Below are 17886 nucleotides of genomic sequence, written 5' to 3'. Positions count from 1 at the left end.
ACAGCGGGATGCGTCTCCGGGGCGAGATGTGTCTTCGGGGAAGGCGACCCCCGGGCGATGCGACCCCGGGCAGGGGAAGCACGGGGGTGCGCTAGTGCGGTTCTTCGGGTTCCGGCAGCACGTGCAGACCGCCGGTGCTGTTGGCAGAGATCATCAGCTCCTCGATCCAGGCCCTGTTGAGTGTCGGCTGCTTGCTGCCGAGGAAGATGAACTGCAAGGGAATGGCGGGATGCATCCACAGCGATTCGTGTCCGCCGCCGTTCTCTGAACCGGTCGACCACGAGAGCAGGAACTTCTCGTCGCGCCGCAGCTTTGCCACGATCGCAACCTTGAGGTGCGCGAGCAGCCGATCGTCGAACTCGATCTCTGTGCCGGCGGAACCGTAGATGAGTTTTCCCATCGTCTCCCGATTCTTCTTCAAACGACCGTTTCAGCCTTGGTCCAGGTCATCCCATCCTAAAGCGTCAGACGTCCAGGCGCGCGGGACGGGCACGGCGCGCGCCGACCTCAGTACTGTGACGCGTTCGCGCAGCCGCGACACGACATCCGTGGTCTCTGGCTCGTCGAGCGTCTCCTGCTCCGGCACGCTGACGAGTTGACTGGCAGGCCCGACCACCAGCTGCACCAGCACGGTGCCGCCGCCCGGCGTGACCGCCGGAATCTCCAGCGCCTCGGGGCCGTGCCCGCCCCCGAGCGCAGCCACCAACCGCACTACCTCGTCGGCCACGGCATCCGCTGTCAGGAAGGATTCGCCTGCGTACGAAAGTCTCTTCATGGCTTCCACTCTTACCCCGATGCATCGGGGTGGCAAGGGGTGTCGCGTTACTCCTCCGCTGCGCCACCAGACGCGGTGTCCTCCTCCGTCGACGGGTTGTGGTGCTCCTGCTGCGACGGTTCGGATTAGCGGGGTTGCATCCTGATCGCGCCGTCGAGGCGGATCGTCTCGCCGTTCAGCATCGGGTTCTCCACGATATGGCGAACGAGCGCGGCGAACTCGGCGGGGTCTCCGAGGCGAGACGGATGCGGCACCTGCGCCCCGAGGGAATCGCGCGTCTCCTGCGGAAGGGCGCGGAGCATCGGCGTGTCGAAGGTTCCGGGTGCGATGGTCATCACGCGTATCAGCGTCTGCGCGAACTCCCGGGCCAGCGGCAGGGTCATCGCTGCAATTGCCCCCTTCGATGCAGAGTACGCCGCCTGCCCGATCTGGCCGTCGAAGGCCGCGACCGACGCGGTGTTGACGATGACGCCGCGCTCCGGGGTCGCCCCCACCGGCTCGGTCTGCTGCATGGCCGCGGCGGCGAGCCGGATCACGTTGTAGCTCCCGACCAGGTTGATGTTGATCACCCTCTGGAAGTCCTCGAGCGGCTGGGGTCCGTCGCGCCCAACGGTGCGCGCACCCGGCGCGATGCCAGCGCAGTTGACGACGATCCGCAGCGGACCGACGGCAACCGCGGCGTCGACAGCCGCCTGAACATCGCCGGCGTGAGTGACGTCACCCGGCGTGAAGTGCGCACGCTCTCCGAGCGCGGCGACGATATCGTCGCCGGGCGTGCCCGGCAGGTCGAGCAGCACGACCGCGGCCCCGGCGTCGTGCAGGGCGGTTGCCGTGGCCAACCCGAGGCCGGACGCGGCCCCGGTCACCAGCGCGGAGGATCCGTGTATCAGCATCAGAGCCTCTCAATGATCGTGGCGTTGGCCATGCCGCCGCCCTCGCACATGGCCTGCAGACCGAAGCGGCCGCCACCTGCTTCGAGTTCGTTCAGCAGCGTGCCGAGCAGGCGCGTGCCGCTCGAGCCGAGCGCGTGGCCGAGGGCGATGGCGCCGCCGCGCGGATTGAGCTTGGCGGGATCGGCGTCGAGCTCGCGCAGCCAGGCGAGCGGCACACAGGCGAAGGCCTCGTTCACCTCATAGGCGTCGAGATCGCCGATGCCGAGACCGGCCCGGTCCAGGACGCGACGCGTTGCGGGGATCACGCCGGTGAGCATGAGCATCGGGTCGCTTCCGGTGACCGCAAAACTGTGGAACCGGGCGCGCGGTGTCAGGCCGAGTTGGGCTGCGCGCTCTGCGCTCATGATCAGGGCGGCGGAGGCGCCGTCGGTGAGCGGCGAGGAATTGCCGGCGGTGATGTGCCAGTCGAGTTCGGGGAAGCGCGCGGCGAGCTTCTCGGAGTGAAAAGCGGGCTTCAGGACGGCGAGGCCGCCTGCGGTAGTGCCGGCGCGGATGGTTTCGTCTGCGCTGATGACGGAGCCGTCTGGGGCGATGACGGGGACCATTTCGCGGCCGAAGTCGCCGCGCTCGGCGGCTTCTGCTGCTCGTTGATGCGACCCTGCCGCGAATTCATCGAGGTCGTCACGGGTGAATCCCCACTCGGCATTGATGAGTTCGGCGGAGACACCCTGGCTGACCAGTCCGTCTGGGTAACGCTCGTGCAGGAGGGTGCCGTACGGGTCCTGCCCGCCGAGGGAGGAGCCGAGCGGCACGCGGCTCATCGATTCGACTCCGCAGGCGATGGCGATGTCGTAGCTGCCGGCGATCACGCCCTGGGCCGCGAAGGTGGCGGCCTGCTGGCTGGATCCGCACTGCCGGTCGATCGTGGTGCCTGGAACGGAATCGGGGAAGCCGGCACCAAGCAGCGCGGTACGGGTGATGTTGAAGGTCTGCTCGCCGACCTGGCTGACGCATCCGCCGATCACGTCGTCGACCTGTGCCGGGTCGAGGCCGTTGCGGCTGACGAGTTCGCCGAGCACACCGGCCAGGAGGTCGGCAGGGTGCACGCCGGAGAGGGCTCCGCCCGGCTTTCCCCGCCCAGACGGAGTGCGGACAACATCAACGATCACGGCATCATTGCTCATGCCTCCAGCCTAGGCTCCGGTTGCCGCTGGTGCGCCTTCGTGCTTCTGCTGCCGGCCGCTGTCCACACCCCGGCCGATGGTGGCCAACTCAGGAGATCCCGGACCGGCCAGCCACGGCGTCCGCAAACCAGTGCGACGGCCAACGGATGCCGAACCGAATCTCCTGATTTAGCCACACTCTCGCCGTGCGCAACTCCTGCAGAAGCGGCCACAGCCACGACGGCGCCCGGCCGTTCCGGGCCTCCAGCCGACCGCCACGACATCCAGCAGGAGCTGTGCATCCGCCGCGGACTACGAACCGATCGTTACGGCGGCTGGCGCCGGAGCAGAACCACCGTCGACGCCGGAGACCAGCGGCACCATCGGGATGCGCCGCGCCCAGATCGACACCAGCAGCAGTGCCACCGCCGCGAATCCGGCGCCGAACAGCAGCGCCGTGGCGGTTCCGGTCGCAGCGCCACTCGCGGCTGACACCGACACGAACACCGTCGTGAGCACGGCCACCCCGATCGAACCGCCCAGCTGCTGGGCGGCCTGGAGCAGGCTCGAAGCCGAGCTCAGGTCATCCGCCGGCGCCTGGTCGAGGATGATCGACGTCAGCGGCGCGAACGTGAGCCCCGCGCCGAACCCCATGATGAGCGTCGGTGCCAGGATGCCGCTGAGGAAGGTGCTTTCGGCATTCAACTGTCCGAGCCATAGGAGTCCGACCATCAGCGCGCTCAACCCGACGATGAGGAACGTCTTCTCCCCCAGTCGCGGTAGCAGCGCCGGCGAGAACTGGTTCGTCACCAGCATCGCGCCGACGAACGGAAGCAGCGCCAGCCCGGTGCCGAGCGGGTCGAAGTGCAGCACATTCTGGGTGAACAGGTTCACGAAGTAGAAGAACGCGAACATCCCGGCCGGCACCATCATCATGGCCGCGAACGGGGCAGCTCGCCGCGCGGTCGAGAACAGGGTGAGCGGCACAACCGGAGCCAGGTGACGGCGCTCGACGATCATCAGCGCGCCCAGCGCGAACAGGGCGACGACGAATGAGGCGACGACGAGCGGATGCGTCCAGCCATCGCTTGCCGCCGTGGTGAAGCCGAAGATGAGTGCCACCATCGCGATGGTGGACGCCGCTGCGCCGCCGAAGTCAAGCCTGGCCGGCAGTCGATCGGTCTCGTCGAGGAACGCGTATGCACCGGCGACGATGAGCAGCCCGACCGGGATGTTGACGAACATCACCCATTCCCAGCCGAGGGTGGTGGTGAGGATGCCGCCGAGCACCAGCCCGATCGCTCCCCCGCTGCCCGCCGCGATCACGAACATCGCCATTGCCCGGGAGCGCTGGGGACCAGGCGTGGTGTTCTTCATCAGCAGAACGAGTGTGCTCGGCGCAGCGATCGCCGCGCCGATGCCCTGCAGCACGCGGGCGACGATGAGCAGTTCGGCCGTCGGCGCGAAGCCACCGAGCGCCGACGCGACGATGAACACCAGGGTGCCGATCACGAGGGCGAGCCTGGTGCCGATCATCGATCCGATGCGGCCGCTGAGCAGGATGAGGCCCGCAAACGCGAGGGCGTATGCGGTGACCACCCAGGAGAGGGAGGTGGGCGTGAATCCGAGTTGGGCCTGGATGGCCGGGAGCGCGACGTTCACGATGCTGCCGTCGATGACGAGCATGAGTTGGGTGACGAAGACGACGACAAGGCCGAGCATCCAGCGACGTCCGGAGTGTGGTGAGGGTGCAGGAACGACCGGAGCCGCGCTCGTTCGTGGGGGTGCTGACGTGGTCATGCTGGAATTCCGCTTCTATTCGGCATACGATGACATATGTGGAGAACATCTCCGCTTCAGTGAATATACGGAGAGTGTCTCCGCTTTGTCAAGGAGTTGGACATGAACAGTGATGTTTCGCTTGCGAAGCGACCACTGCGCGCGGATGCCCAGCGCAACTACGACCGCATCCTCGAGGTCGCGTTAGAGGTGTTCACCCAGTCGGGAATCCAAGCATCCCTCGATGACATCGCCTGCCAGGCCGGCGTCGGCCCCGGCACGCTGTACCGGCATTTCCCCAACCGCGAGTGCCTGCTCGCCGCCGCTCTCGACGAGAGCTGGCGTGGGTTGGCTCGCACCTCAGACGATCTGATGACGGCGACGGATGCCGGACGCGCGCTTCGCTCCTGGCTGATCGAGATCTCCCACCACATGGGTGTGTACGGCGGCTTGCCAGACTCGGTGGCGAAAGCGTTCAGTGACGACCAGTCACCGCTCGCCCCTCGGTGTTCGCTACTGGGAAAATCGACTTCTGGCCTGTTGGCACGAGCTCAGGATGCCGGCGCGGTGCGGCAGGACGTCACGGCCGACGATCTGCTCACCATTGCGAACTCCCTCGCCTGGGCGACGGACAAGAACGGCAGTTCGCAGGACGACGTTGCGCGGTTGCTCGACATCTTCCTCGCCGGTCTCCGCTGAGCCAGGCGCCTGCCCGCCACGCGCCATCTGCGCGCGCATGCGCCATGCGCGCGTGGCGCATGCGCGCGTAACTGGCGCGCGGCGCGTCGATCAGCGAGAGCCGGAGAGAGCCCACATCGCCACGGCACTGGCTGCGGCAACGTTGAGCGAGTCGATGCCGTGCTTCATCGGAATCTGCACCACGGTGTCCGAAGCCGCAAGCGCTTCATCAGTGAGCCCAGAACCCTCGGCGCCGAGCACCAGGGCCAGCCGTTCATGGGACGCGCCGTCGAAGTCGCGGAGGCTCACGGCATCAGTCGTCAAGGCCAATGCCGCCACGTGGAACCCGCGCCTGGTCAGCAGCTCCCGAGTCGACGTCCACTCGTCGACTCTGGTCCACGGCACCTGCAGCACCGTGCCCATCGACACCCGGATCGCCCGTCGGTAGAACGGATCTGAGCACCGCGGCGTGACCAGGATCGCGTCGGCGCCGATCGCGCCTGCCGAGCGAAAGATGGCGCCCACATTGGTCGGGTCTGCCACATTCTCGAGAATCACGATACGCCGCGCGGCGGCAAGGAGCTCGTCGGGGTCAGGCAGGGCGGGGCGGTTCATCGAGGCGATGAGCCCACGATGCAGGATGTACCCGGTCAGCTCCGCGAGGAGTTCGCCCGGCCCCGAGAAAACCGGCACGTCGTCGCCAACCTGCGCCACCGCCTCGTCGACGGTGCCGCCCAGGGCGAGCACCGACCGCGGCCGGTGGCCGGCGGCGAGCGCGCGCTCCAGCACCAGCGCCGACTCCGCAAGGTAGAGACCGTGCTCGGTGCCACGCGCCTTCTTCAGCGCGACGTCCGTCAGGTGCGAGTAGTCCGCCAGACGCGGGTCGCTGAGGTCGGTGATGGGGATGACGGGCACCCGTGAATCCTACCGACCGGTCGCGTTGCCCGTCTGGCCACGTTGCCCGTCCTGACCGGTTCAGCGCCACTCTCGACTCGCACGCGTGGCTAACTCAGGAGAAGCCGCAGACGGCGACTCCCGCGCCGGACTGGTCCGCGGTCCTGACGCACCGTGGTAACCGGATCTCCTGAACTAGCCACCGAGAAGGGCTGGTGGTGAGCAGTCTTGGTCAGGACGCCGGGCTTACCCGGCGAAGGGGTCCGGGGTAAGTGTGTACTTGGTCGAGAGGTACTCGTGGATGCCCTCGAAGCCGCCCTCGCGCCCGAGACCGGACTGCTTCACGCCGCCGAACGGCGCTGCCGCGTTGGAGATCACGCCGAGGTTCAGCCCCATCATCCCGGTCTGCAGGCGTTCGATCATCCGTTGCCCGCGCGCAAGATCGCGCGTGTACACATACCCAACCAGCCCGTACTCGGTGTCATTGGCGATCCGCACCGCGTCGTCCTCATCGGTGAACGAGGTGATCGAGAGCACCGGTCCGAAGATCTCCTCGCGCAGGATGTCGCTGCCGGGCTTCACCCCTGTTATCACGGTCGGCTCGTAGAAGGTTCCGTCGCGCTCCAGCGCAGACCCGCCGGTGAGCAGCGTCGCGCCGCGCCCCAGCGCATCCTGAACTAAGGCGTCGGCCTTGGCCACGGCGCGGTCGTCGATCAACGGGCCGATCGTGACCCCGTCTTCCGTGCCCCGCCCGATGCGGAACGCCTTCACCCGCTCGGTGACGCGGCCGGCGAACTCCTCGGCGATCGACTCGTGCACGATGAACCGGTTGGCGGCCGTGCAGGCCTGCCCGATGTTGCGGAACTTCGCCGCAATCGCGCCGTCGACCGCCTTGTCGAGGTCGGCGTCGTCGAAGACGACGAACGGCGCGTTCCCACCCAGCTCCATCGACGTGCGCAGCACCCCCTTCGCCGACTGCTCGATGAGCTTCTGGCCGACCGGCGTCGACCCGGTGAATGAGAGTTTCCGCAGCCTCGGGTCTGCGATGATCGGCGCCGACACCTCACCGGACGTCGACGTCGTGATCACGTTCACGACCCCGGCCGGCAACCCGGCCTCCTCGAGAAGGGTCACCAGCAACAGGGTGCTGAGCGGCGTCAACTCAGCCGGCTTGATCACGACGGTGCACCCGGCGGCGAGCGCCGGCGCGATCTTGCGCGTGGCCATCGCCAGCGGAAAGTTCCACGGCGTGATCAGGAAGCACGGACCGACGGGATGCTGCGACACGATCATGCGCCCCGTGCCCTCCGGGTTGACTCCGTAGCGACCGGTGATCCGCACCGCCTCCTCGCTGAACCAGCGCAGGAACTCGCCCCCGTAAGCGACCTCGCCGAGAGACTCCGCCAGCGGCTTGCCCATTTCGAGCGTCATCAGCAGAGCGAAATCCTGCTTGCGCTCCTGCAGCAGGTCGAACGTGCGGCGCAGCACCTCCCCGCGCACTCGCGGCGGAGTCGAAGCCCAGCTCTCTTGGGCTGCAACGGCCGCGTCGAGTGCGGCAGCGCCATCCGTCACCGACGCGTCGGCGATCGTCTTGATGACCGTGCCCGTCGACGGGTCGTGCACCGTGAGCGTGCGGCCACCGGCTGCCGGCACCCACTCGCCGTTGATGTACAACTGGTTCGGAACCTGGGCCAGAAGTTCGGCTTCGGCGGTTTCCGTGCTCGTCACAGCAGGGGTCTCAGACATCATGCCTCCTCGCGAAAAAAGTCTGTTTCAAATCTACCCGCTCCGGCTGGGTCCATCCGGGCGATGAAAGCGCGCCGGGACCACAACCACCCGCACTACAGCTCCAGATGCAGCCGCAGCGCGTCATCGAGTGCGGCCATCAGCTCAGGGGGAACGCGCCCGACGACCGGGCCAACGCGTTCCAGCGCCACCGATCGAACCTGCTCCGCTTGCGCTTTCGAATCGACTCGCATACCTGTTCTCTCCGCAGGGAGCAGCGCTTGGAATGGGAAAACCCGAGCGACGTTACTCGTCACGGGCACCACCGTCACGAAGCCGCGACCCAGTCGCTCGGCAGTCTCGTTCGCGCGGTCATTGCTCACGATCACGGCGGGTCTGCGCTTGCTGTTTTCGCTGCCGCGAACCGGCTCGAGATCGATCAGGCGCACGTCACCGCGCCGCATCAGGCAACCCGTCGGACGCGGTGACATCCCACGACGTCTGTTCGCCAGCGGACTCCCATTCGTCCCAGGCTGCGGAATAGTCCTGCTCAAGTTCGGGCAATCGCAGCTTCCGGATTGCGTACAACACTGCTGCCGACCTCGACGCCAGTCCAGCCGCGCGTGCGAAGTCGTCGAGAACGGCGACGTCTTCTTCCGGAAGGCTGATACTCAGTTTCATACCCCTATCCTACTCTGGTAGCACTGCGTTCCGAGCGGACCGGTGCCACGGGCATCCGTCACCTGGCCATGCCGACGATCTGGCCCCGCGCCTGCTCCGCCTCATTGTCGGGCCCGAGCGGTATGCCGGTGCGGTCGCGCAGCAGCAGCGTGGCACCGAAGGCAATCAGCGTCACGGTGGCGATGTAGAAGGCGACGGATGTTGCGGTGCCGGTCTGCTGCACGAGCCAGGTGGCGATGGTAGGTGCGAACGCGCCGCCGAGGATCGCGCCGAGCGCGTAGGTGATCGAGACTCCCGAATACCGGATCGACGCCGGGAACAGCTCGGTGAAGTAGGCCGCCTGCTGCCCGTAGGTGAAGCCGTTGCCGATGGTGAACAGCGAGAGCCCGAGGAACAGCAGCCAGACGTTGCCCGTGTTCACCAGGGGGAACAGCATGAACACGGTCACGAGCTGCACGATCCAGCCGATGATGTAGGTGTTGCGCCTGCCGATTCGGTCTGAGACTCCTCCGGCGATCCAGGTCATGGCCAGCCAGACCACGGCGGAGCCGGTCACCGCCAGCAGCACCGGTGTGCGTTCCATGCCGACGAACCCGTTCGGATCTGTCGCGTAGTTCTGGATGTAGCCACCCGTTGTCATGTAGCCGGCGGCATTGTTGCCGGCGAAGGTGAGCGCTGCGAGGATCACCAGCAGCCAGTGGTTGCGGAACAGTTTGACGATCGGAACCCTGGTCTGCTCTTTGCGCTTCGCGATCTCCTTGAACACCGGGCTCTCATCGACGCTGCGGCGCACGACGTAGCCGACGATGATCAACACAAAGCTGAGCAGGAACGGGATGCGCCAGCCCCACTCGAGGAAGGCCGCTCCAGGTGAGATCACGCCGGTCATCAGCGCGAGCACACCGGAGGCCAGGAGGAGGCCGATCGGCACGCCGATCTGCGGGAAGGCGCCGTAACGTCCGCGCTTGTCGTTCGGCGCGTGCTCGACGGCCATCAGCACCGCGCCGCCCCACTCACCGCCGGTCGAGATGCCCTGCAGGATGCGCAGCAGCAGGAGGATGACCGGTGCGGCCACCCCGATCTGCGAGTAGGTCGGCAGCACGCCGATGAGGGTCGTCGCCGAGCCCATCAGGATCAGTGTGAGCACCAGCATGGCGCGCCGCCCGATCTTGTCTCCGAAATGCCCGGCGAGGAACGCTCCAAGCGGACGGAACAGGAAGCTGACGCCCACCGAGCCGAAGGAGAGCAGGATGGCGATCTGCGGGCCTGCCGGCTTGAAGAACAACTCGGCGAAGATCAGGCCGGCGGCGCTGGCGTAGAGGAAGAAGTCGTACCACTCGATCGTGGTGCCGATGACGGTGGCGAACGCTACCCGCCTGCGATCCGACGACAGTTTGCTGGCGGGTTGGGTGACCGATACTGCAGACATCTGTTTCTGACTCCTTCGTCACGGCGGAATCCGATCGGCCGGGTGAATGGGCGCCTTGCGGAATAGGCAAGATCGTATATCATTTGAAATACGAACGCAACGATTCAACCGCAACGGTGCGAGGAGAGTGGCATGACGCAGGGACAACACCCGCAACAGGCTCGGCCGGGCAAGATCATCGCCGTGCATCTGAACTATCCCTCCCGCATGGCGCAGCGCGGTCGGGTGCCGGAGCAGCCATCGTATTTCCTCAAGCCGAGCACCTCGTTGAGCGTCTCCGGCACTCCGATTGAGCGCCCAGCTGACACGGAACTGCTCGCCTTCGAGGGTGAGATCGCCCTGATCATCGGGCGCAGCATCCGTCGTGTTGAGCCGGAAGACGCCTGGGCCGCAGTCTCCGGCCTCACCGCCGCCAACGATTTCGGCGTGTACGACCTGCGCCATGCCGACAAAGGGTCGAACCTGCGGTCGAAGGGCGGCGACGGGTTCACCCCGCTCGGTTCGAGGGTGATTGCGGCCACGGATGTCGACCCTGCCGCCCTGCGCGTGCGCACCTGGGTCAATGGCGAATTGGTGCAGGACGACACAACGGCAGACCTCGTCTTCCCCTTCGAGCGGCTGATCGCCGACCTCTCCCAGCTGATGACGCTGGAAGCCGGCGACATCATCCTCACCGGAACACCGGCCGGGTCCTCTGTCGTGCAGCCGGGCGACACCGTCGAGGTCGAGGTCGACGCTCCAACCGCCCCTGGCGCACCGACGACCGGGAGACTGGTCACCCCCGTCACCCAGGGAACCGTGCCGATGGCGCCATACGGGGCCCAGCCGAAGGTCGACGACGCACAGCGGGCGGATGCGTGGGGCTCGCCCACCAAGGCGGGCCCGCCTGTCGAGCCTCCGGCGTTCGCGTTGACCGAGGAACTCACAGCGAAGATCAACTCCGTCGGCACCGCCACCCTCAGTTCGCAATTGCGGAAGCGCGGGCTCAACAACGTTTCGATCGATGGGCTGGCCTCAACCCGACCCACCGAACGAATGGTGGGCCGCGCGCGCACGCTGCGGTTCATTCCGGGCCGCGAAGACCTCTTCGACTCGCACGGAGGAGGCTACAACGCGCAGAAGCGTGCCTTCGACGCCCTCGGGCCCGGTGACGTACTGGTGATGGAGGCCCGCGGCGAGCGCGGAACCGGCACCGTCGGCGACATCCTGGCCCTCCGCGCGCAGGTGCAGGGTGCTGCCGGGATCGTGACGGATGGCGGGGTTCGCGACCTGGCCGCGGTTGCCGCCCTCGGCATCCCGACGTATCACGCCGGTGCGCACCCCGCTGTGCTCGGCCGTCGCCACGTGCCGTGGGACACCGACCTCACCATCGCTTGCGGTGGTGCAGCCGTGCAGCCGGGCGACGTCATCGTCGGCGATGCGGACGGGTTGCTGGTCATTCCCCCGCACCTGCTCGAAGAGGTTGTCGACGCCGCGATCGAACAGGAGCGTGAAGAGACGTTCATCGCCGAGATGGTCGCGGCCGGCGAGAGCGTCGACGGGCTCTACCCGATGAACGCCGACTGGAAGGCGAGGTACCGCGCATGGCTGGAGAAGTAGCTCCCGACGCTTCGACCCTTCGACCGACCCAGGACCAGCGGGGGCTGAGCAAGTCCCAAGCCGCCTACCAGTGGGTCAAGGCCCGCATCGCCGACGGCAGCTACTCCCCCGGTTACCGGCTGGTGCTCGGCCAGATCGCGAAGGAGCTCGGTGTCAGCGTTGTTCCGGTGCGCGAGGCGATCCGGATGCTCGAGGCAGAGGGCATGGTGACCTTCGAGCGCAACATCGGCGCCCAGGTGGCGATGATCGACCCGCGCGAGTACGAGATCACGATGCAGACGCTCAGCCTGGTGGAGGGCGCGGCGACAGCCATGGCCGCGCCGCTGATCTCCGTCGACGCTCTGCGGCGGGCGCGCGAGATCAACGACGAGATGGCCGACACCCTCGCGCACTTCGACCCGGCCAGCTTCACGAGACTCAACCTCGAGTTCCACTCCGTCTTGTTCGAGGCCTGCCCGAATCCGCACATCCTCGATCTCGTCCACCGCGGCTGGAACCGGCTCCGCGCCCTGCGCGAGTCGACCTTCAGCTTCGTTCCCGGTCGGGCACGCGAGTCCGTCGCTGAGCACTCGGCATTGCTCGACCTCATCACCGGCGGTGCCGACGCGTTACAGATCGAACTCTCCGCCCGCAACCACCGTCTCGCCACCCTCGACGCGTTCCTCGCGCAGCAGGCACAGGCCAACGCTCCAGCCCAGAAAGGCGCCGACCAATGAAGTTCCGCAGCAATCCGGCCGCAATACGCGGCTCCATCGCCCCCCTGATGACCCCTTTCACCGCCGATGGAGCAGTCGACCACGCCGGCCTGGCGAACCTGGTGAACTGGCAACTGGCATCCGGGTCGCACGGAATCTCGATCGGCGGCTCAACCGGTGAACCGAGCGCGCAAACCATCGCCGAACGCGCCGAGGCCATTCGAACCGTGGCCGCCGCGATCGACGACCGGGTGCCATTCATGCCTGGCACCGGTTCGGCCAAGCTCGACGAGACTCTCGAACTCACCGCTGCTGCACGGGACGCCGGCATCGACGCCGCTCTCATCATCACGCCGTACTACGCTCGCCCGACCCAGGAAGCGCTCTACGTCTGGTACAAGACGGTCGCTGAAGAGTTCCCAGACCTGCCGATCGTCGCCTACAACGTGCCCAGCCGTACAGCGGTGGACATCAATCCGGAGACCATCGCCCGCCTGTACCGCGACCTCGACAACTTCGTCGGCGTCAAGGAAACCACGAAGGACTTCGAGCACTTCTCGCGCGTGCTGCACCTCTGCGGACCAGACCTGCTGGTCTGGAGCGGCATCGAATTGCTCTGCCTGCCGCTGATGGCGCTTGGTGGGGCCGGCTTCGTCAGCGCGACGGCGAACATCGCGCCGGCGGCGGTGGCCGAGATGTTCGAGGCCTGGGAGGCCGGCGACTTCGCCCGTGCCCGAGAGATCCATTACGGGCTCCACCCGCTCGTCGACCTGCTCTTCGTCGAAACCAACCCGGCACCGGGCAAATGGGTGCTCGAGCAGCGCGGCCTCATCGCGTCTGGCTACGTGCGCCCTCCCCTGATCACGCCGACGGATGCCGGACTCGCGCAAATCCGCACGCTACTGAGCGCGGGCGAACGGTTCCTCACCTCGCCGGAGGGTTTCACGGTTCCCACCGACACGGCCTCCTCTGACATGGCTGACAAGGCTGACAAGACACCGTCAGACGCGACGAGTTCAACTGCGACTACCACCATGAAGGGACTCTAACCGTGGCCTCCGACATCCCAGCAGAGACCTCCGCCACCGTGCCGGCCGGCACCCCACTGGCGACCACACAGTCAGCGCACCACGTTCCGGAGAACCTGCCCACCAGCATCCGTCACTTCATCGGTGGGCAGTTCGTCGACAGCGTTGATGGTACGACGTTCGATGTGCTCGACCCCGTTTCGAACCAGACCTACGTGACGGCTGCCGCAGGGAAGCAGGCCGACATCGACCTGGCGGTCGCCGCGGCGAAGGACGCATTCGACAATGGCCCATGGCCACGGATGCTGCCGCGAGCGCGCGCCCGCGTGCTGAACCGCATCGCCGACGCGGTCGAGGCGCAGGATGCCAGGCTCGCCGAACTGGAGTGCTTCGACACCGGCCTACCGATCACCCAGGCGCTCGGGCAGGCGCAGCGTGCGGCCGAGAACTTCCGCTTCTTCGCCGACCTCATCGTGGCGCAGGCCGACGACACCTACAAGGTGCCCGGCCGGCAGGTCAACTACGTCAACCGCAAGCCGGTCGGCGTCGCCGGCCTCATCACGCCCTGGAACACGCCGTTCATGCTGGAGAGCTGGAAGCTCGCACCCGCACTGGCCTCCGGCTGCACTGTGGTGCTGAAGCCTGCCGAATTCACGCCGCTCTCCGCGAGCCTGTGGGCCGAGATCTTTCGAGAGGCCGGTGTGCCCGACGGGGTCTTCAACCTGGTCAACGGGCTCGGCGAAGAAGCAGGCGACGCGCTGGTCAAGCATCCGGATGTTCCGCTCATCTCCTTCACCGGTGAGACCACGACGGGGCAGACCATCTACCGCAACTGCGCCGCCAACCTCAAAGGCATGTCGATGGAGCTCGGCGGCAAGTCACCAGCCATCGTTTTCGCCGACGCCGATCTCGACGCGGCCATCGACTCGACCCTGTTCGGGGTGTTCTCGCTAAACGGCGAGCGCTGCACCGCCGGGTCGCGCATCCTGGTCGAGCGGTCGATCTACGACGACTTCTGCGAGCGCTACGCCGCCCGCGCCCGCAACATCGTGGTCGGCGACCCGCACGACCCTGCGACCGAGGTCGGTGCGCTGGTGCACCCCGAACACTACGAGAAGGTGATGAGTTACGTCGAGATCGGCAAGGGAGAGGGCCGGCTGCTGGCCGGCGGCGGACGGCCTCCCGGCCTCGAGGCGGGCAATTACGTCGCTCCGACTGTGTTCGCGGATGTCGCCCCCTCGGCCCGCATCTTCCAGGAGGAGATCTTCGGACCGGTCGTGGCCATCACCCCGTTCGACACCGACGAGGAGGCCCTCGAACTCGCCAACGGCGTGAAGTACGGCCTCGCGGCCTACCTCTGGACCAGCGACCTGACCCGCGCCCACAACTTCGCGCAGGCGATCGAGGCTGGCATGGTGTGGCTGAACTCACACAATGTGCGCGACCTCCGCACTCCGTTCGGCGGCGTGAAGGCATCCGGACTCGGGCACGAGGGCGGCTATCGCTCCATCGACTTCTACACCGACCAGCAGGCTGTGCACATCACGCTCGGCGAAGTGCACACGGCGCGCTTCGGCGCATCGACAACGAGACCGTGAGGGGTCACAAATCGTCCTTCCCGCCAATGAAGAGCACTTTGCGACACCTCAGCACCCATTCCGACTAATTTCACCCACTGCACCACATCCACATCTCGATGAGGAGACCACCCCCATGAGCCCCACCAACCCCAGCACGCACCCCACGCCGCCCGACATCATCCGCGCCGCATATGCCGAGCTGATCGTCACCGACCTCGCCACCTCGCGCGCCTTCTACCACGGCGTGCTCGGCCTCGTCATCACTCACGAAGACGACGACGCCATCTACCTGCGCGCCTTCGAGGAGTACCTGCACCACTCGTTAGTGCTGCGGAAGGGCCCGGTCGCCGCCCTGGCCGCCCTCGCCTACCGGGTGCGCACGCCGGAAGACGTCGAATTCGCTGCCGACTATTACACGGGTCTCGGATGCCGCGTCGAGCGCCGCGCAAGCGGTGCGACTCGCGGAATCGGGGCATCCGTTCGCGTGGAAGACCCGTTGGGCTTTCCAATCGAGTTCTTCCACGAGGCCGAGCACGTGGAGCGGTTCACCCGCCGCTACGACGTGCACGGGGCCGGGGCGATCTCGCGGCTCGACCACTTCAACGTGATGACGCCAGACATCGGCGCCGCCCGCGGATACTACGAGGGTCTGGGCTTTAAGGTCTCTGAGGACATCCAGGACGAAGCGGGCACAACCTACGCCGCCTGGATGTACCGCAAGGCGACGGTGCACGACGTCGCTCTGACCGGCGGAGACGGCCCACGGATGCACCACATCGCGTTCGCGACGCACGAACGGCACCAGATCCTGCACATCTGTGATCACCTCGGGGCCATTCGCGAGTCGGACAAGATCGAGCGCGGGCCGGGTCGGCACGGGGTCTCGAACGCGTTCTACCTCTACCTGCGCGACCCAGACGGACACCGCATCGAGATCTACACGCACGACTACTACACCGGTGACCCAGACAACCCGACGCTCACCTGGGACGTGCACGACAACCAGCGACGCGACTGGTGGGGCACGCCGGTGGTTCCGAGCTGGTACAGCGAGGCATCCGCTGTGCTGGATCTCGACGGCAACCCGCGGACGCTGGTCGAACGCGAGGAACCGGCCGAGGAATCCGTCACCATCGGTGCAGACGGATTCTCCTACACGCGGGAAGGCGAACCCCAGCCGGAGTACAAGCTCGGGCACCAGGTCTGAGGCAGCGGGGTGGTCTCACCACGAGGGATTGTTCGACCTCGCCGAGTTGGCGCTTCGGGTGGCTAACTCAGGAGATCCGTCGCCAGACCGCCATCACATCCACAGACCGTGCGACGGCAAACGGATGCCGCCCCGAGGTCTCCTGAATTAGCCACCTGCGCAGCTCAGCTCAGGAACTCGAGCACGGCGTCCTTGAACTGACGCGAAGTCAGCGCATTGATGTGCGTGCGGCCAGGAAGCTCCAGGTAACGGGCTCCGCGTTCGGCGGCGAGCGCCTCGACACCGTCGGGAATTGAGTCTGCACCACCGGCCACATACAGGGTCGGGATACCGGCGGTCACCTCGAGCGTCGCGCCGGCAACACCCTGCACGCACGCCATCAGTGCCTCGCGATCTGCACCCGCGTCGATGGCAGCGCCGAGCACGGTGGCGATGGTCGGATCGGCCGGCAGCGTGCCACGGTCGACGAACGCGCGCACGGCGTCGAGGTTCCACGTGGCGAACAGTTCGAGCGGTCCTGCACCGCCGAGCACCAGCCGCCGTACTCGTTCCGGCGCCAACTGCGTCAGCGCCGCTGCGACCCGCGAGCCCATCGAATAGGCGACGACATCGACCTCTTCCAGCTCCAACTGGTCGAGCACGGCGACGAAGTCTGCGGCGAGTTGGCGGGGCGCATAGTCCTCTGGCCGATGCGGCTTGTCGCTGCGGCCGTGCCCGCGAAGGTCCGGCCGGATCGACCCACGCCCGGCGTCCTGCAGCGCGCGTATCCAGCCAGGGCCCTCCCAGGTGACGGCGGCCGTCGACGCGAAACCGTGCACGAGCAGGATGGGACTCTCGCCTGGCGAGAAGTCGTAGGCGATCCGCACGCCGTCGAGGCGCCGGGCGAACTCGGTCATGCCGTCACGCCCGCGGCACCCGGCGGGCCATCCATGCCCGCCACAGGCGCCGAACGGCCCGAATCGGCTCTGTGCAGCGTGGCTTGAGACCAGAAACGGGCGGGTCGGCGTGCACCGCGTGCGAGGTGGCGAACGGATGCGACGGGTCGGGATACGACGGATCGGGGTGCGACGGGTGGGGATGCGACGAGGCGGGGCTCGACGGGGCGGGGCTCAGCGGACCTCATGAGACCGATTCCGATGTCGCCAGCACCGCACCGGCGTGCGCCAGTTCAGCCAGCGCCGCCGTGCTCGTCTCCTCGGCCACCCCCGCGATGAGATCGGTCAGGATGCGCACGTGCTGGCCGTGTTCGATCGCGTCGAGCGTTGAGGCGCGCACGCAGTGGTCGGTGGCAAGGCCCACGACGTCGATGTCGGTGACGCCGTGCTCCGCAAGCAGCGCACCGACGGTCTCGCCGTTCTCGGTGACTCCCTCGAAGATCGAGTAGGCCGGAATCCCCTCGCCCTTGCGGATGTGGTGAGTGATCGCATCCGTCGACAGCTCTGGGTGGTACTCGGCCCCGACCGTGCCTGCGACGCAGTGCACCGGCCACGTGGTGCGGTAGTCAGGCTCGGCGTCGAGGGCGAAGTGGCCGCCGTTGTCGGTGTGGCCCTCGTGCCAGTCACGCGAGGCGTAGACGAAGCCATAGGCATCCGGATGCTGCTCAAGCAGACTGGTGATTCCACTCGCTACGGCCGCGCCTCCCTCGACGGCGAGCGCGCCTCCCTCGGTGAAGTCGTTCTGCACGTCGATGATGAACAGTGCGCGGGTCACGGTGTGCTCCTTTGCTCGTGAGCGGGCCGGTGTCGGTGTCGGTGGCCCGT

18 protein-coding genes are annotated in these 17886 nt (G+C 67.0%); 6 read left to right on the top strand and 12 right to left on the bottom strand.

From position 1 onward, the window contains the following. Positions 1-91: 91 nt before the first annotated feature. From K323_RS0108455 to K323_RS25075, 5 genes are all read right to left on the bottom strand, one after another. Entirely contained in the window at positions 92-400 is a 309-nt protein-coding gene (locus K323_RS0108455; RefSeq protein WP_022884848.1) for a DUF7882 family protein, read from the bottom strand. A gap of 30 nt (positions 401-430) precedes the next feature. Beyond that, positions 431-775 carry a hypothetical protein gene (locus K323_RS0108450; RefSeq protein WP_022884847.1) on the bottom strand — a complete coding sequence of 115 codons (345 nt, stop codon included), beginning with the start codon at positions 773-775 and terminating at the stop codon, positions 431-433. Positions 776-900: 125 nt separating this feature from the next. Then, complete coding sequence (locus K323_RS0108445) at positions 901-1668, bottom strand: 3-hydroxyacyl-CoA dehydrogenase (RefSeq protein WP_022884846.1); 768 nt, start codon at positions 1666-1668, stop codon at positions 901-903. Continuing rightward, entirely contained in the window at positions 1668-2852 is a 1185-nt protein-coding gene (locus tag K323_RS0108440; protein ID WP_022884845.1) for a thiolase family protein, read from the bottom strand. Before K323_RS0108440 ends, K323_RS0108445 begins: the two co-directional genes overlap by 1 nt. A gap of 291 nt (positions 2853-3143) precedes the next feature. Further along, a complete protein-coding gene (locus K323_RS25075; RefSeq protein ID WP_084697113.1) occupies positions 3144-4631 on the bottom strand; it encodes a DHA2 family efflux MFS transporter permease subunit in 1488 nt (495 codons plus the stop codon). A gap of 102 nt (positions 4632-4733) precedes the next feature. On the opposite strand from K323_RS25075, the gene K323_RS30680 reads away from it, so the two are divergent. Next, the gene (locus tag K323_RS30680; protein WP_022884843.1) at positions 4734-5309 is read left to right on the top strand and encodes a TetR/AcrR family transcriptional regulator; all 576 of its coding nucleotides are present in this window, start codon (positions 4734-4736) and stop codon (positions 5307-5309) included. Between the two features lie 90 nt (positions 5310-5399). On the opposite strand, the gene K323_RS0108425 is transcribed toward K323_RS30680, so the two are convergent. The 5 genes from K323_RS0108425 to K323_RS0108405 all read right to left on the bottom strand — a co-directional run bounded on the left by K323_RS0108425 (position 5400) and on the right by K323_RS0108405 (position 10017). Continuing rightward, positions 5400-6203 (bottom strand): TrmH family RNA methyltransferase, encoded by an 804-nt coding sequence (locus tag K323_RS0108425; protein WP_022884842.1) that lies wholly within the window; start codon positions 6201-6203, stop codon positions 5400-5402. A gap of 225 nt (positions 6204-6428) precedes the next feature. Then, positions 6429-7928 (bottom strand): NAD-dependent succinate-semialdehyde dehydrogenase, encoded by a 1500-nt coding sequence (locus K323_RS0108420; protein ID WP_033372697.1) that lies wholly within the window; start codon positions 7926-7928, stop codon positions 6429-6431. 95 nt (positions 7929-8023) lie between these two features. After that, entirely contained in the window at positions 8024-8371 is a 348-nt protein-coding gene (locus K323_RS0108415; protein ID WP_022884840.1) for a type II toxin-antitoxin system PemK/MazF family toxin, read from the bottom strand. Further along, positions 8358-8588: a ribbon-helix-helix domain-containing protein gene (locus K323_RS0108410; RefSeq protein WP_022884839.1), complete on the bottom strand. Its 231-nt coding sequence runs from the start codon at positions 8586-8588 to the stop codon at positions 8358-8360. Before K323_RS0108410 ends, K323_RS0108415 begins: the two co-directional genes overlap by 14 nt. Before the next feature lie 58 nt (positions 8589-8646). After that, positions 8647-10017 (bottom strand): MFS transporter, encoded by a 1371-nt coding sequence (locus K323_RS0108405; RefSeq protein WP_022884838.1) that lies wholly within the window; start codon positions 10015-10017, stop codon positions 8647-8649. A 132-nt stretch (positions 10018-10149) separates the two neighbouring features. Between K323_RS0108405 and K323_RS0108400 the strand changes: the two genes are divergently transcribed. From K323_RS0108400 to hpaD, 5 genes are all read left to right on the top strand, one after another. Beyond that, positions 10150-11616 carry a fumarylacetoacetate hydrolase family protein gene (locus K323_RS0108400; protein ID WP_022884837.1) on the top strand — a complete coding sequence of 489 codons (1467 nt, stop codon included), beginning with the start codon at positions 10150-10152 and terminating at the stop codon, positions 11614-11616. Next, a complete protein-coding gene (locus K323_RS0108395) occupies positions 11601-12332 on the top strand; it encodes a GntR family transcriptional regulator (protein ID WP_022884836.1) in 732 nt (243 codons plus the stop codon). The genes K323_RS0108400 and K323_RS0108395 overlap by 16 nt, the downstream gene beginning before the upstream one ends. Then, complete coding sequence (dapA, locus tag K323_RS25070) at positions 12329-13360, top strand: 4-hydroxy-tetrahydrodipicolinate synthase (protein ID WP_022884835.1); 1032 nt, start codon at positions 12329-12331, stop codon at positions 13358-13360. The genes K323_RS0108395 and dapA overlap by 4 nt, the downstream gene beginning before the upstream one ends. A gap of 56 nt (positions 13361-13416) precedes the next feature. Further along, positions 13417-14937 (top strand): 5-carboxymethyl-2-hydroxymuconate semialdehyde dehydrogenase, encoded by a 1521-nt coding sequence (gene hpaE / locus K323_RS0108385; RefSeq protein WP_026851422.1) that lies wholly within the window; start codon positions 13417-13419, stop codon positions 14935-14937. A 115-nt stretch (positions 14938-15052) separates the two neighbouring features. Then, the gene (gene hpaD, locus K323_RS0108380) at positions 15053-16126 is read left to right on the top strand and encodes a 3,4-dihydroxyphenylacetate 2,3-dioxygenase (protein ID WP_022884833.1); all 1074 of its coding nucleotides are present in this window, start codon (positions 15053-15055) and stop codon (positions 16124-16126) included. A 164-nt stretch (positions 16127-16290) separates the two neighbouring features. Here hpaD and K323_RS0108375 read toward each other — a convergent pair whose 3' ends face one another. Then, on the bottom strand, positions 16291-17022 hold the full coding sequence (locus tag K323_RS0108375; protein ID WP_022884832.1) for an alpha/beta fold hydrolase: 732 nt from the start codon (positions 17020-17022) through the stop codon (positions 16291-16293). A 223-nt stretch (positions 17023-17245) separates the two neighbouring features. Next, positions 17246-17836, bottom strand: a complete 591-nt coding sequence (locus tag K323_RS0108370) for an isochorismatase family protein (RefSeq protein ID WP_022884831.1) — start codon at positions 17834-17836, stop codon at positions 17246-17248. Positions 17837-17886: the final 50 nt, after the last annotated feature.

Source organism: Glaciibacter superstes DSM 21135 (genome assembly GCF_000421145.1).
GTDB lineage: Bacteria > Actinomycetota > Actinomycetes > Actinomycetales > Microbacteriaceae > Cryobacterium > Cryobacterium superstes.
Note: the sequence above shows the minus strand (reverse complement) of the source record. Positions and strands in the feature narration are given on the sequence as shown.

Excerpts from the sequence above, each read along its gene's own strand:
- hpaD (WP_022884833.1), top strand. The coding sequence starts at position 15,053 with ATGAGCCCCACCAACCCCAGCACGCACCCCACGCCGCCCGACATCATC.
- dapA (WP_022884835.1), top strand. The coding sequence starts at position 12,329 with ATGAAGTTCCGCAGCAATCCGGCCGCAATACGCGGCTCCATCGCCCCC.
- K323_RS0108410 (WP_022884839.1), bottom strand. The coding sequence starts at position 8,588 with ATGAAACTGAGTATCAGCCTTCCGGAAGAAGACGTCGCCGTTCTCGAC.
- K323_RS25075 (WP_084697113.1), bottom strand. The coding sequence starts at position 4,631 with ATGACCACGTCAGCACCCCCACGAACGAGCGCGGCTCCGGTCGTTCCT.
- K323_RS0108450 (WP_022884847.1), bottom strand. The coding sequence starts at position 775 with ATGAAGAGACTTTCGTACGCAGGCGAATCCTTCCTGACAGCGGATGCC.
- K323_RS0108400 (WP_022884837.1), top strand. The coding sequence starts at position 10,150 with ATGACGCAGGGACAACACCCGCAACAGGCTCGGCCGGGCAAGATCATC.
- K323_RS0108455 (WP_022884848.1), bottom strand. The coding sequence starts at position 400 with ATGGGAAAACTCATCTACGGTTCCGCCGGCACAGAGATCGAGTTCGAC.
- K323_RS0108440 (WP_022884845.1), bottom strand. The coding sequence starts at position 2,852 with ATGAGCAATGATGCCGTGATCGTTGATGTTGTCCGCACTCCGTCTGGG.
- K323_RS0108445 (WP_022884846.1), bottom strand. The coding sequence starts at position 1,668 with ATGCTGATACACGGATCCTCCGCGCTGGTGACCGGGGCCGCGTCCGGC.
- K323_RS0108395 (WP_022884836.1), top strand. The coding sequence starts at position 11,601 with ATGGCTGGAGAAGTAGCTCCCGACGCTTCGACCCTTCGACCGACCCAG.
- K323_RS30680 (WP_022884843.1), top strand. The coding sequence starts at position 4,734 with ATGAACAGTGATGTTTCGCTTGCGAAGCGACCACTGCGCGCGGATGCC.
- K323_RS0108375 (WP_022884832.1), bottom strand. The coding sequence starts at position 17,022 with ATGACCGAGTTCGCCCGGCGCCTCGACGGCGTGCGGATCGCCTACGAC.
- K323_RS0108415 (WP_022884840.1), bottom strand. The coding sequence starts at position 8,371 with ATGCGGCGCGGTGACGTGCGCCTGATCGATCTCGAGCCGGTTCGCGGC.
- K323_RS0108405 (WP_022884838.1), bottom strand. The coding sequence starts at position 10,017 with ATGTCTGCAGTATCGGTCACCCAACCCGCCAGCAAACTGTCGTCGGAT.
- K323_RS0108420 (WP_033372697.1), bottom strand. The coding sequence starts at position 7,928 with ATGTCTGAGACCCCTGCTGTGACGAGCACGGAAACCGCCGAAGCCGAA.